This is a genomic window from Sabulicella rubraurantiaca, from assembly GCF_017355885.1.
In the GTDB taxonomy this organism is placed as follows: domain Bacteria; phylum Pseudomonadota; class Alphaproteobacteria; order Acetobacterales; family Acetobacteraceae; genus Roseococcus; species Roseococcus rubraurantiacus.
Map to the genome: position 1 here is coordinate 140,261 of NZ_JAFEUU010000007.1, position 13,073 is coordinate 153,333.

Consider the following 13,073-nt stretch of genomic DNA (forward strand, 5'->3'; position numbering starts at 1 on the left):
GCGTAGATGTGCACAAATGATGGGCACCCCCACCCCAGCCAATCCGCTGCGTCCGATTGACCTCGCCCCAGGGGTGCGGATCGAGACTCCCGTGATCCTCGCGCCCATGTCCGGCGTCACCGACCTGCCCTTCCGCCGCCTGGCGCGGGAGGAGGGAACCGGCCTCGTCGTGAGCGAGATGATCGCCAGCACCGCGATGATCCGCGAGAACCGCCAGAGCCTGAAGATGGCGGAGGTTGAGGGCTTCGGCGCTCCTTCTTCCGTCCAGCTTGCAGGCTGCGATCCGGCCGTGATGGCCGAGGCCGCGCGCCTCGTGGTGGATCGCGGCGCGGCCATCGTGGACATCAATTTCGGCTGCCCGGTGAAGAAGGTGGCGGTGGGCCAGAGCGCCGGCTCCGCCCTGATGCGCGACGAGGTGCGCGCCGCCGCTATCCTGGAAGCCACCGTGAAGGCGGTCTCCGTCCCGGTGACGCTGAAGATGCGGATGGGCTGGGACCACCAGTCGCTGAACGCCCCGCGTCTGGCGAAAATTGCCCAGGAATGCGGCATCCGCCTGGTGACGATCCATGGCCGCACGCGGCAGCAGCTCTACACCGGCACGGCGAACTGGGACTTCATCGCCAGCGTGAAGGAAGGCGTCTCCATCCCGGTGATCGCCAATGGCGACATCGTTTCGGTGGAGGATGCGGCGGAGGCGCTGCGCCGCTCCGGCGCGGATGGCGTGATGATCGGGCGCGGCTGCTATGGCCGCCCCTGGTTCCCCCGCCAGGTCGCCCGCTTCCTCCAGGCCGGGGAGAGGCTGCCCGACCCGACCCTGGAAGAGCAACTCGATACCCTGCTGCGCCACTATCGTGCCATGCTGGCCCATCACGGGACGGGGACGGGGGTGCGAATGGCGCGCAAGCACATCGCCTGGTACTCGCGCGGGCTGCCCGGCTCCGCCGAGTTCCGCGCGCGGGTCAACACGGTCGAGACGCCGGAAGCGGCAGAGGCGCTGATGGAAGGCTTCTACCGCCCCCTCATCGAGCGCGGCGTCGAGGCCGTGCGAGATTCCTTCCGCGAGGCGGCCTGATGCCCGTGACTGCCGAGGCCCGGCCGGGGGTGATCGCCAAGGTCGCGGCCCTGGCCCGCCGTGCCCGCGCCAGCGCGCCGCCCGAGGCTGCAGCGGTGCTCTCTGCCCTGCCGCTGCCTGCCGTGGTGCTCGATGCGGAGGACCGGTTCCGCCTCGCCAACCCGGCCGCGGAGCAGTTCTTCCAGCTCTCGCAGACCACCCTGCAAGGCATGGCGCTGGGCGAGTTGCTGCCGCCGGACAATCGGCTCTTCGCGCTGCTCGGGCAGGTGCGGCGCCTGGAAAGTCCCGTCGCGGACCATGACCTTTCGCTGGAAAGCCCGCGGCTGCACCGCCAGGGCGTGAGCGCCCATGGCGCACCGCTGGCCGAGCATCCGGGCCATGTGGTGCTGACGCTGCAGGACGGCTCCACCGCCGCCATGCTGGACCGGCAGCTGCACTTCCTGGGCGCGGCGCGCGGCGCCACCGCCATGGCGGCGATGCTGGCGCATGAGGTGAAGAACCCGCTTTCCGGCATCCGCGGCGCAGCGCAGCTGCTGGAGCAGGGCGCCGCCGAGGGCGACCGCGAGCTGTGCCAGCTGATCCAGGAGGAAACGGACCGTATCCGCAACCTGGTGGACCGGATGGAGATGTTCGGCGACCGGCCGATCGAGCCGCGCGCGGTGAACATCCATTCCGTGCTGGACCACGTGAAGCGCGTGGCGCAGTCGGGCTTCGCGGCGCATCTGCGCATCGTGGAGGAATACGACCCTTCGCTTCCTGCCGTCTGGGGCGACAGGGACCAGCTGGTGCAGATCCTGCTGAACCTTGTGAAGAACGCCGCCGAGGCGGTGAATCCGGCAGAGGGCGAGATCCAGCTCATCACCGCCTATCACCACGGTGTCCGCATCGCCGTGCCGGGTTCGAGCGAGCGCGTCCACCTGCCGCTCACCGTGATGGTGCGCGACAACGGCCCGGGCATCCCGGAGCCGATGCGCGCCACGCTGTTCGAGCCCTTCGTCACCAGCAAGAAATCCGGCCAGGGGCTCGGCCTGGCCCTCGTGGCCAAGCTGGTGAGCAACCATGGCGGGCTGATCGAGTGCGACAGCCGGCCGGGCCGCACCACCTTCCGGCTTTCCCTGCCCGGCGCCCCCGCCGGCGCGACGGTGTCTGAGGACGAGGAAGACGCATGACCGACAGCCGCACCGTCCTGATCGCCGACGACGACCGCGCCATTCGCACCGTGCTGTCCCAGGCGCTGAGCCGCGCCGGGTATCACGTGCGCGCCACCTCCTCCGCTTCCACGCTCTGGCGCTGGGTGGAGGACGGGGAGGGCGACCTCGTCGTCACCGACGTGGTGATGCCCGACGAGAACGGGCTGGACCTCCTGCCCCGGATGAAGCGCGTGCGCCCCGATCTGCGCGTGGTGGTGATGAGCGCGCAGAGCACCTTCACCACGGCCGTGAAGGCCGCCCAGCGCGGCGCCTTTGAATACCTGCCCAAGCCCTTCGACCTGAAGGAGCTGCTGAGCGTGGTGGAGCGTGCCTTGTCCTCGCCCGCCAGCGCCGCCGCGACGGAGGAGGAACCGGACACGGACCGCCTGCCGCTGGTCGGCCGCTCCCCGGCGATGCAGGAGATCTACCGGACCGTTGCGCGCCTCACGACCGCGGACCTGACGGTGATGGTCACGGGGGAGAGCGGCACGGGCAAGGAGCTGGTCGCCCGCGCGCTGCACGACTACGGCAAGCGCCGGCAGGGACCCTTCGTCGCAATCAACATGGCGGCCATCCCGCGCGAACTGATCGAGAGCGAGCTGTTCGGCCATGAGCGCGGCGCCTTCACCGGCGCGCTGACGCGCGGCGTGGGCCGCTTCGAGCAGGCGGCCGGCGGCACGCTCTTCCTGGACGAGATCGGCGACATGCCGCCGGAGGCGCAGACCCGCCTATTGCGCGTGCTTCAGGAGGGCGAGTTCACCACGGTCGGCGGCCGGCAGCCGGTGAAGGCCAATGTCCGCATCGTCGCCGCCACGCATCGCGACCTGCGTGCGTCCATCCGCGCAGGATTGTTCCGCGAGGATCTGTTTTACCGCCTGAACGTCGTGCCCATCCGCCTGCCGCCGCTGCGCGAGCGGGTGGAGGACATCCCGCTCCTCGCCCGCCATTTCCTGGAGCGCGCCCGCGCTGCTGGCCTGCCCGCCAAGAGCCTCACGCCCGAGGCGATGGAGCGGCTGAAGCGCCATGCCTGGCCCGGCAATGCCCGCGAGCTGGAGAACTTGATGCGCCGCCTCGCCGCCCTGTATTCGCAGGAGGTGATCGGCGAGGAAGCGGTCGCGGCCGAGCTGGCCGAGGCCGAGGCCCCCGCCGAGCCCGGCGCCCCCCGCGCGGCCGAGACTCTAGAACAGGCGGTCGAGCGCCACCTCAAGAGCTTCATGGCGGCGCACAAGGACGGGATGCCGATCCGCGACCTGCATGACCGGGTGATCGCGGAGGTGGAGCGGCCGCTGCTGCGCCTTGCGCTCAGCGCTACGCGGGGCAACCAGATCAAGGCTGCGGCGATGCTCGGGCTGAACCGGAACACGCTGCGGAAGAAGCTGAAGGACCTCGAATTGCCGGTGGTTCGGGGCCTCGCATGACAGCGAAGCCCCGCGTGCCGCTGCTGCGGCGCGCGGCGGACATGCTGCTTGGCAGGGGGGTCACGCTCGGACTGGCGATCGGCGCCCTGTTCATGGGCATCGCCACCTTCGTGCTGCTCTCCGACGGTTCGCCCCTCGGCCCGACGCGGCCGGGGCAGATCGTCGGCATTGTCCTCGTCAACCTGGCCATCATCCTGCTGCTGGTGGCCTCGCTCGCCGGGCGGCTGGTGCGGGTCTGGGTGGAAAGGCGGCGCGGCGCGGCCGGGTCTCGACTGCACACGCGGCTCGTGCTGCTGTTCTCGGTCGTCGCAGTGGTGCCGGCGCTGCTTCTCGGCGGCTTCGCGGCGCTGTTCTTCAACCTGGGCATCCAGGCCTGGTTCTCCGACCGGGTGCGGACGGCGCTGGAAGCCTCGCTTTCCGCCTCGCGCGCCTATCTGGAGGAGCACCAGAACAATATCCGCGCCGACGCGCTGGCAATGGCGAACGACCTGAACCGGGCAACGGTGCTGCTGCCCGACCAGTCCCTCGCCTTCGCGCGGGTGGTGGCGACCCAGGCCGGCATACGCGGTCTCACAGAGGCGGTGGTGTTCGAGCCGATCCTGGGCCGCGTCGTCGCCCACGCCGGCATGAGCGCGAACTTCGTCCTCCAGCCGCCGCCCCCTTGGGCGATCGAGACGGCGCAGGGCGGCGGCGTGGCGGTGGTGACGGGCGACGAGGAGGGGCGGGTGCGCGCCGTCATCGCGCTCACCACCTCCTCCGGGCTGATGATGATGATCGGCCGGCCGGTGGATGCCTCCGTGCTAGAGCATATGCAGCGCACGGAGGCGGCGGTGACCGCCTATCAGGCGCTGGACCGCAACCGCGAAGGCCTGCAGATCACCTTCGTGATGATCTTCGCCATCGGCGCGCTTCTGGTGCTGCTGGCGGCGGTGCTGATCGGCCTCCTGCTCGCGAACCAGCTGGCGCGCCCGATCTCCCGCCTCATCACGGCGGCGGAGCGCGTGCGCGGCGGCGACCTGTCCGTGCGCGTGGAGGAGGGAGACACGGATGACGAGGTCGGCTCCCTGTCGCGTGCCTTCAACCGCATGACCAACCAGCTCGCCGCCCAGCGCAGCGAGCTGATGGAGGCCTATCGCCAGATCGAGGAGCGGCAGAACTTCACCGAGGCGGTGCTGGGCGGCGTTTCGGCAGGGATCGTCGGGCTTGACCCCGACAAGCGGGTGAACCTGCCCAACCGCTCCGCCTCGCAGCTTCTCGGCCTCGACCTGGAGCGGGAGATCGGCCGCCCGATGTCCGAGGTCGTGCCCGAATTCGCGCCGCTGCTCGCGGGGAAGGGCGGCACCCAGGAAATCCGCATCGGCCCGCCGAGCGAGCGCCGCACCCTGCTGGCCCGGCTTTCGCCCGAGCTGGACGGGGCTGGATTCGTCCTGACCTTCGACGACATCTCCGCCCTGCTGGCGGCGCAGCGCCAGGCGGCCTGGGCCGATGTCGCCCGCCGCATCGCGCACGAGATCAAGAACCCGCTCACGCCCATCCAGCTTTCGGCAGAGCGGCTGAAGCGCCGCTACCTCAAGCAGATCCAGGACGACCCGGATACGTTCAAGGCCTGTACCGACACCATCGTCCGCCAAGTGGGAGATATCGGACGCATGGTGGACGAGTTTTCGGCCTTCGCGCGCATGCCGCAGCCGGTGATGCGGCAGGAGGAGATGGGGCGGCTGGTACGGGAGGCCCTGGTGCTGCAGCAGAACGCCCGGCCGGAGATCACCTTCGAGACGGTGCTGCCGCCGCAGGAGGTCCATGTGCTGTGCGACCGCCGCCTGATCAACCAAGCGCTCACCAATCTGTTGCAGAATGCGACGGACTCCATCGCCATGCGCGCCCAGGCCGAGGCATCGGAGGATGGCGCGCCGCCTTCGCCCTTGGGGCACATCCGCGTCGCGCTGGAAATGGCGCAGGGGATGCTGTGCCTTTCGGTGGAGGATGACGGGATCGGGCTGCCGGAAGGGGAGGAGCGGGAGCGCTTGACGGAACCCTATGTGACGCACAAGACGAAAGGCACGGGTCTGGGGCTCGCCATCGTGAAGAAGATCATGGAGGACCATGGTGGACGCATCGCCTTGCGCGACGCCCCGCCAGGCCCGGATGGGCGGAGGGGCGCGCGTGCGGAGTTGCTTCTGCCTTCCCGCATCACGGAGCCTGGGATGATGGAGCCGGCGAATGGCGCATGACATCCTGATCGTGGATGACGAGCCGGATATCCGCTCGCTCATCGACGGAATCCTGTCCGACGAGGGCTACGAGACGCGGCAGGCGCATAACAGCGACACGGCGCTGGCGCATTTCCGCTCGCGCCGGCCCTCGCTCGTCATCCTCGACATCTGGCTGGCCAATTCCCGCCTGGACGGGCTTGGCATCCTTGACGCGATGAACCGGGAGGAGCCGCAGGTCCCCTGCGTCATGATCTCGGGCCATGGGACGATCGAGACGGCGGTGCAGGCGATTCAGAACGGCGCCTACGACTTCATCGAGAAACCCTTCAAGTCGGACCGGCTGCTGCTGGTGGTGCAGCGCGCTCTCGAGGCAGCGCGGCTGAAGCGTGAGGTGAGTGACCTCCGCCTCCGCGCCGGCTCGGAGATGGAACTGGTCGGTGGGTCCGCCGCCATGGGCCAGCTGCGCGGCGCCATCGACAAGATCGCGCCGACCAATTCGCGCGTGCTGATCTCCGGTCCCGCCGGCTCGGGCAAGGAGGTGGCGGCGCGGATGCTCCACGCGCGCTCCCGCCGCGCCGACGGGCCTTTCGTCGCGCTGAACTGCGCCACGCTGAACCCTTCCCGCATCGAGGAGGAGCTGTTCGGCGTTGAGCAATCCGGCGATGCGCCGCGCCGCGCCGGCGTGTTGGAGCGCGCCCATGGCGGCACGCTGCTGCTGGACGAGGTGGCGGACATGCCGCTGGAAACCCAGGGCAAGATCGTGCGCGCCCTGCAGGAGCAGGGTTTCGAGCGCATTGGCGGCGCGACGCGGGTGAAGGTGGATGTGCGCGTCCTCGCCACCACCAACCGCGACCTCCAGGCCGAGATCGCGGCCGGGCGCTTCCGCGAGGATCTGTTCTACCGGCTTTCCGTCGTGCCGCTGCGCATGCCCGCCCTGCGCGAGCGGCGCGAGGACGTGCCGGCGCTGGCGCGCCACTTCATGACGCGCTCCGCCGAAAGCTCCGGCCTCGCCCGGCGGGAGCTGGCGGAGGACACGATCGCGGCGCTGCAGACCTATGACTGGCCGGGCAATGTGCGGCAGCTGCGCAATCTGGTGGACTGGCTGCTCATCATGGCACCAGGTGACGCGGGGGCGCCGATCCGTGCCGATGCGCTGCCGCCGGAAATCGTCGGCGCCGCGCCGGCCGTCTTGCGACTCGACCGCTCCAGCGAGATCATGACGCTGCCGCTGCGCGAGGCGCGCGAGATGTTCGAGAAGCAATATCTGGAGGCGCAGCTGATGCGCTTCGGTGGCAATATCAGCCGCACGGCGAATTTCGTGGGCATGGAACGCAGCGCCCTGCACCGGAAACTGAAATTCCTGGGTGTGCAGGCCGAGGACCGAGCGGGGGGCAACGCCTGATGTCACGCATCGCCTATGTGAACGGGGCATATCGCGCCCAGCGCGACGCCTGCGTGAACATTGAGGACCGGGGCTACCAGTTTGGCGACGGCATCTACGAGGTGGTGCATCTCTACCGCTCCCGCTTCGTGGACGAGGATCTCCACCTCGACCGGCTGGAGCGGTCCCTGCGCGAGATCCGGCTGCCCATGCCGATGCCGCGCCTCGCGCTGCGGCAGGTGCTACACGAGGTGGCGCGGCGCAACCGCATCACCGAGGGGCTGCTCTACATGCAGGTGACGCGCGGCGTGGCGCGGCGGGAGCACGCCTTCCCGACGCGGCCGGTGCCGCCCGCCCTCGTGGTGACGGTGCGGCGCATCCCGCCCTATCCACGCGACATCGAGGCCTGGACCACCACGGCCATCACCCATCCCGACCTGCGTTGGGCGCGCTGCGACATCAAGACGGTGAATTTGCTGCCCAACGTGCTGGCCCGGCAGGCGGCACGCGAACAGGGATCGAGCGAGGCCATCCTGTTCGACGAGGCGTCGGGCATGGTGCGGGAGGGGGCCGCGACCTCCTTCTGGATCGTGGACGAGGAGGGGCGGCTGCGGACCCGCCAGCTGGACGACGCGATCCTGCCCGGCTGCACCCGCGCCGCGCTGATCCGCGAGCTGGACGCCGAGGGCATCGCCTACGAGACGGGCGAGTTCAGCCTGGAGGAGCTGCGACGCGCTCGGGAAGCCTTCCTGACCTCCGCCACCTCCTTCGTGAAGCCGATCGTGAAGGTGGACGGCAAGCCGGTGGGGGATGGCGGCGTGGGTCCCATTACGCGGCAGCTTTTCGCGATCTTCGCCCGGCACGTGCAGGGCGGCGCCAACCGTGCGGCCTGACGTCATCCTCTTCGACTGGGACAACACGCTGGTGGATGGCTGGGCCGCCATCCAGGCCGGGTTGAACGCGGCCTTCCGCGCATTCGACATGCCGGAATGGGATCGTGAGACGGTGCTGGCGAATGTCCGCCGCTCCCTGCGCGAATCCTTTCCGGAGATGTTCGGCGCGGAATGGGAGAAGGCGCGCGACATCTTCTACGCCGCCGTGCGCGCCACCCATCTGCAAGTGCTGGAGCCCATGCCCGGCGTGCCCGACATGCTGGCGTCTCTTCCTTCCATCCCGGTGGGGGTGGTGAGCAACAAGCAGGGCCCGTTGCTGCGGGCGGAGGCGGATCATCTCGGCTGGCGCTTCGATGCGCTGGTGGGGGCAGGGGATGCGACGGCGGATAAGCCCGATGCGGCGCCGTTGCTCATGGCACTTGCCCAAATGGGCGCCATGCCCGGTCCCGGCGCGTGGTATGTCGGGGATACGGCCCTGGACATGGAGGCGGCGCGCGCGGCAGGCTGCGTTCCGGTGCTGCTGGGCATGGCGGAGCATGACGGTGGCGTGCAGATCTGCGCCCCTGTCCTGCATTTCCCGAGCGCAGCTGCGCTTGCCACGCATGTACGGGCGCTGGACAAGGTCGCAGGGACGCCCGACATTCGGGGGGCAGGATAGGCGGGCCGGGTCCGCGGCAAGAGAAGAGGAAGGAGGGCGTGGTGCCCGAGAAGTCCCAGAACGTGCAGGACGTGTTCCTGAACCATGTCCGGAAGAGCAAGACGCCGGTGACCGTCTTCCTCGTGAACGGGGTGAAGCTTCAGGGCATCATCACCTGGTTCGACAATTTCTCCGTCCTGCTGCGCCGGGACGGGCACACGCAACTTGTCTACAAGCACGCCATTTCCACTGTCATGCCCGGTGCGCCGATCATGCTGTTCGACCCGCAAGCTGCCGGCCAGGCGGCGGGGCCGCAGGCCGGGACCGGGCAGACCCTCCCCTCTGGTGAGACGCGACCCGTGCGCGAGACGACGCTCACCATGAACAGGGAGCCGTCCCCTGGCCGGGACGACTGAAACCCCGCCAGCGGGCGGACAGCCGACGCGCTGCGCCGTCATCCTGCCCTATGAGCGCACGGCGCGGGGCAATGTGCTCGAATTCGCGCCAGCCAGCGCCATGCCGCGCGCAGCCGAGGCGCGGCTGGCTGAGGCGGTCAGCCTCGCCGCCTCCATCGGCGTCGCCATCGTCCACGAGGCCATCCACCCGCTGCGCGCCCGCCGTCCCTCGACCCTGCTCGGCGAGGGACAGGTCGAGATGGTCAAGGCGGCGCTGCAGGAGCAGAAGGCCGAACTCGTGGTGGTGGATGCGGCGCTAACGCCGGTCCAGCAGCGCAACCTGGAGCGGGAATGGGGCGTGAAGGTCATCGACCGCACCGGCCTCATCCTCGAGATCTTCGGCGAGCGGGCGCGGACGCGCGAGGGCACGCTGCAGGTCGAGCTGGCGCATCTCGACTACCAGCGCACGCGCCTCGTCCGGTCCTGGACCCACCTGGAGCGGCAGCGCGGCGGCTTCGGCTTCCTTGGCGGCCCTGGTGAATCGCAGATCGAGATCGACCGTCGCCTGATCGGCGAGCGCATCGTCAAGCTGAAGCGCGAGTTGGAGCAGGTGCGGCGCACGCGTGGCCTGCATCGCCGCGCGCGGGAGCGTGTGCCGTATCCGGTGATCGCCCTGGTCGGCTACACCAATGCGGGCAAGTCCACGTTGTTCAACGCCCTGACCGGCGCGGGCGTCTATGCGCGGGACCAGCTCTTCGCCACGCTGGACCCGACGATGCGCGAGATCTCGCTGCCCTCGGGTCGCCACGCCATCCTGTCGGACACGGTGGGCTTCATTTCCGAACTGCCGACCCAGCTGATCGAGGCCTTCCGGGCAACGCTCGAGGAAGTCTCCTCGGCCGACATCATCCTGCATGTGCGCGACGTGGCGCATCCGGACAGCGCAGCGCAGCGCCAGGACGTGGTGACGGTGCTGGACGGCCTCGCCGAAGGACCCAACGCCACGCTCGACCCCGGCTGGCGCGGTCGCACCATCGAAGTGCTGAACAAGGCCGACCTGCTGGGCGGCCCGGAAGCGGTGGAGGCGCGGGCCGAGGGTGCGATGGCCATCTCCGCCCTCACCGGCGAGGGGCTGGAGGATCTGCGCGCGCTGCTGGACGAGCGCCTCGCCGCGGGCATGGAGGAGCGGGAGTACCGGCTGGAGACGGAGGACGGGTCGCGCCTGGCCTGGCTGTACAGGCATGGCGAGGTGACGTCGCGCGCCGATACGGATGACGGGGTGACGATCCGCGTCCGCCTTTCCCCCGCTGACCATGCGCGCTTCGCGCAGCTTCCCCGATGAAGTTCACTGCGAAGGGGGTGAGCGAGGTCGCAGCGCTGCTGGCCAGCGTGGCGCGGTCGGAGATCATGCCGCGCTTCCGGCGCCTCGCCGCCGGGCAGGTGCGGACCAAGGCCTCGGCCTTCGACCTCGTGACCGAGGCGGACGAGGCGGCGGAACGCCGGATCGAGGCGGAACTCTCCGCACGCTGGCCCGAGGCGGCCATCCTGGGCGAGGAGGCGGCGGCCGCCGACCCTGCCGTGCTGCACCTGCTGGAGCGCGAGGGGTTGTGCTTCGTGCTGGACCCGGTGGACGGCACTGCCAATTTCGCCGCCGGCGTGCCGCTTTTCGGCGTGATGCTGGCGGCCGTGCTGAACGGCGAGACGGTGGGCGCCTGGATCCACGACCCGCTGGGCCAGGACACCGCCATCGCCCTGCGTGGTGAGGGCGCCTGGGTGGAGGATCCTTCGGGACACCGCACCGATTGCCGCGTCGCACCCGCCGTGCCCGTTCCCCTCATGATCGGCGCCGTGTCCTGGGGGTTCATGGACCCCGCGCGCAAGGACCGCGTGCTGCCGCGTCTGTCCGTCCTCGGCGGTACGGTGAATTATCGCTGCGCGGCGCATGAATACCGGCTGGCGGCGACGGGCGGCGCGCATCTCCTGGTTTACAACCGGCTGATGCCCTGGGACCACGCGCCGGGCGTGCTGCTCCATGCCGAGGCGGGTGGCTTCGCCGCGCAGTTCGACGGCACGCCCTATACACCGCGCCGCCATTCGGGCGGGCTGATCTGCGCGCCGGATCACGCGTCCTGGGAAGCGGCGCGCGAGGCCCTGGCGCTGGCGTGAGCTTCGACCGGTCCAGGGACAAGCGCCGGACCCGGCCGGAAGGCGTGATCTTCTCGTTGGATGAGGTGGCGCCGCCGGGCGCCTCGCTTGGCTTGGCCACGCAGCACATCGCGGTGCAGGCCATCTACCTGGTCCTGCCGGTCGTCGCGGCGACAGCTTTCGGGCTGGATGCGCGCGGCGCGGCGAATTTCATCAGCCTCGCCCTGCTGGGCTGCGTCGTGCTGCAGGTGTCGCAGGCGCTGACGCGCGGGCCAATCGGCGCGGGCTACCAGATGCCCTCCATCCCGACGCCGGTGATGCTGGGGGCGGTGCTGCTGGCCGCCGGAGCTGGGCTCAGCCCTGCCCAGGCGGGGGCGCTTCTCCTGGTCGCCGGCGGCTTCGCGATCGCGGCCACCTTCCTGATCCCGCGCCCGCAGGCCCTGGTCCCGACGGAGATCGCCGGCGTCGTCGTCTTCCTGCTTGGCGCTTCGCTGCTGCCGGTGATGCTGGACGTGCTGCACGTCATCGGCCGTCCCTTCGATACGGAGATCCCCTGGGACATCCTCATCACCTTCCTGTCCTTCGCGGTGATGGGGGCCGTGGCGTTGCGCGGCCAGCGCCTCGCGCCCTATGGGATGCTGATCGGCGCGGCGTGCGGCATCGCGATGTCGGCCCTGGGCGGGCTTCTGGAGCCGGACAGCGCGGCGACGCTGGCCGCTAATCCGTGGTTCGCTTGGCCGGAGCCGGTCGCGCCCCGCTTCGACGGGCTCTCCATTGGCCTGGTCCTCGCCTTCGTCTTCGCGGTGTTTCCTGCGAAGGCGACCATCCTGGGCAATCTGGTCGCCTTCCAGCGCGCCTCCGACGGGTCGTGGGAGCGTCCGGATGGTCCGCCGCTGCGGCGCGGGCTGCTGGCGCATGGCGTGGCGCTTGCCGCCTCCGGAGCGATGGGGGCCATGGCGCCCGGCCCGTCCTCCGCCTGCGTCGGGCTGTCCATTGCCAACCGGACACTGTCGCTGCGCATCGTCTGGGTGGGGGCCGCGCTGCTGCTGCTGCTCGCCCTGTCGCCCAAGCTGGTGGCGCTGTTCATCCTGATCCCGCCGCCGGTGAAGGCGGCCATGCTGCTCTACGTCGCCTGCTTCATGATCGCGACGGGCTGCCAGCTCATCACCGTGCGGATGCTCGATATCCGCCGCTCCCTCGTGGTGGGGCTGGGGCTGGTGATGGGCTTCGCGGTGCTGACCGCCCCGGCGACGTTCCGGGAATACCTGCCGGCCCTCGCCTCGGCGCTGACGTTCGGCGCGCTGGCGGCCTTCGTGCTGCACCTCGCCACCCTGCCGCTGGTGGCGCGGGAAGCGCGCTTCGCCCTGAAGTTGGACGAAGGGATGCATCGTGAGGTGGAAGATCGTGCGACGGCGCTCGGCGGGGCCTGGGGCGCGCGGCGAGACACCATGGTGCGCGTGCAGGATTTCCTGGTCGAGCTGGGCGAGTTGCTGGCATCGCGCGGGCTGGCCGAGGCGCAGGTCACGGCGCGGGGCATGGAGGGCAGCGTCTCCGTCACTGTGTCGCATCCGGGTGTGACACTGCCGAAGCCCACAGCGCGGCCCAACATCGCCGACCTGGAAGGTAGCGAGGAGGCCAAGGCCGCCTTCGCCCTGTGGCTGGCGACGCGGCAGGCCGCCCGGGTCAGACAATCCCCGGGCGAGATCCGCGTCGCCTTCCCGGACTGAAG

General features: G+C 70.1%; 10 protein-coding genes and 1 pseudogene. All 11 read left to right on the forward strand.

The features are described 5' to 3' along the window. Positions 1-16 precede the first annotated feature (16 nt). The 11 genes and pseudogenes from dusB to JTJ31_RS14390 all read left to right on the forward strand — a co-directional run bounded on the left by dusB (position 17) and on the right by JTJ31_RS14390 (position 13,071). Positions 17-1,072 (forward strand): tRNA dihydrouridine synthase DusB, encoded by a 1,056-nt coding sequence (gene dusB, locus JTJ31_RS14340; RefSeq protein WP_408015418.1) that lies wholly within the window; start codon positions 17-19, stop codon positions 1,070-1,072. Further along, positions 1,072-2,241: a two-component system sensor histidine kinase NtrB gene (locus JTJ31_RS14345; RefSeq protein ID WP_207539398.1), complete on the forward strand. Its 1,170-nt coding sequence runs from the start codon at positions 1,072-1,074 to the stop codon at positions 2,239-2,241. Before dusB ends, JTJ31_RS14345 begins: the two co-directional genes overlap by 1 nt. Then, on the forward strand, positions 2,238-3,680 hold the full coding sequence (ntrC, locus tag JTJ31_RS14350) for a nitrogen regulation protein NR(I) (protein WP_207539399.1): 1,443 nt from the start codon (positions 2,238-2,240) through the stop codon (positions 3,678-3,680). The genes JTJ31_RS14345 and ntrC overlap by 4 nt, the downstream gene beginning before the upstream one ends. Beyond that, positions 3,677-5,911, forward strand: a complete 2,235-nt coding sequence (locus JTJ31_RS14355) for a sensor histidine kinase NtrY-like (protein ID WP_207539400.1) — start codon at positions 3,677-3,679, stop codon at positions 5,909-5,911. Before ntrC ends, JTJ31_RS14355 begins: the two co-directional genes overlap by 4 nt. Further along, positions 5,901-7,295 (forward strand): nitrogen assimilation response regulator NtrX, encoded by a 1,395-nt coding sequence (ntrX, locus tag JTJ31_RS14360; RefSeq protein ID WP_207539401.1) that lies wholly within the window; start codon positions 5,901-5,903, stop codon positions 7,293-7,295. The genes JTJ31_RS14355 and ntrX overlap by 11 nt, the downstream gene beginning before the upstream one ends. Next, complete coding sequence (locus JTJ31_RS14365) at positions 7,295-8,167, forward strand: D-amino-acid transaminase (protein WP_207539402.1); 873 nt, start codon at positions 7,295-7,297, stop codon at positions 8,165-8,167. The genes ntrX and JTJ31_RS14365 overlap by 1 nt, the downstream gene beginning before the upstream one ends. Continuing rightward, positions 8,157-8,825, forward strand: coding sequence for an HAD family hydrolase (locus JTJ31_RS14370; protein WP_328805748.1), 669 nt, complete (start codon positions 8,157-8,159; stop codon positions 8,823-8,825). The genes JTJ31_RS14365 and JTJ31_RS14370 overlap by 11 nt, the downstream gene beginning before the upstream one ends. Positions 8,826-8,863: 38 nt before the next feature. Then, positions 8,864-9,091: pseudogene (hfq, locus tag JTJ31_RS25360) on the forward strand (RNA chaperone Hfq); the annotation flags it as partial. A gap of 229 nt (positions 9,092-9,320) precedes the next feature. Next, positions 9,321-10,541: a GTPase HflX gene (gene hflX, locus JTJ31_RS14380; RefSeq protein ID WP_207539405.1), complete on the forward strand. Its 1,221-nt coding sequence runs from the start codon at positions 9,321-9,323 to the stop codon at positions 10,539-10,541. Next, positions 10,538-11,365: an inositol monophosphatase family protein gene (locus JTJ31_RS14385; protein ID WP_207539406.1), complete on the forward strand. Its 828-nt coding sequence runs from the start codon at positions 10,538-10,540 to the stop codon at positions 11,363-11,365. Before hflX ends, JTJ31_RS14385 begins: the two co-directional genes overlap by 4 nt. Next, positions 11,362-13,071: a solute carrier family 23 protein gene (locus tag JTJ31_RS14390; RefSeq protein ID WP_207539407.1), complete on the forward strand. Its 1,710-nt coding sequence runs from the start codon at positions 11,362-11,364 to the stop codon at positions 13,069-13,071. Before JTJ31_RS14385 ends, JTJ31_RS14390 begins: the two co-directional genes overlap by 4 nt. Positions 13,072-13,073 lie beyond the last annotated feature (2 nt).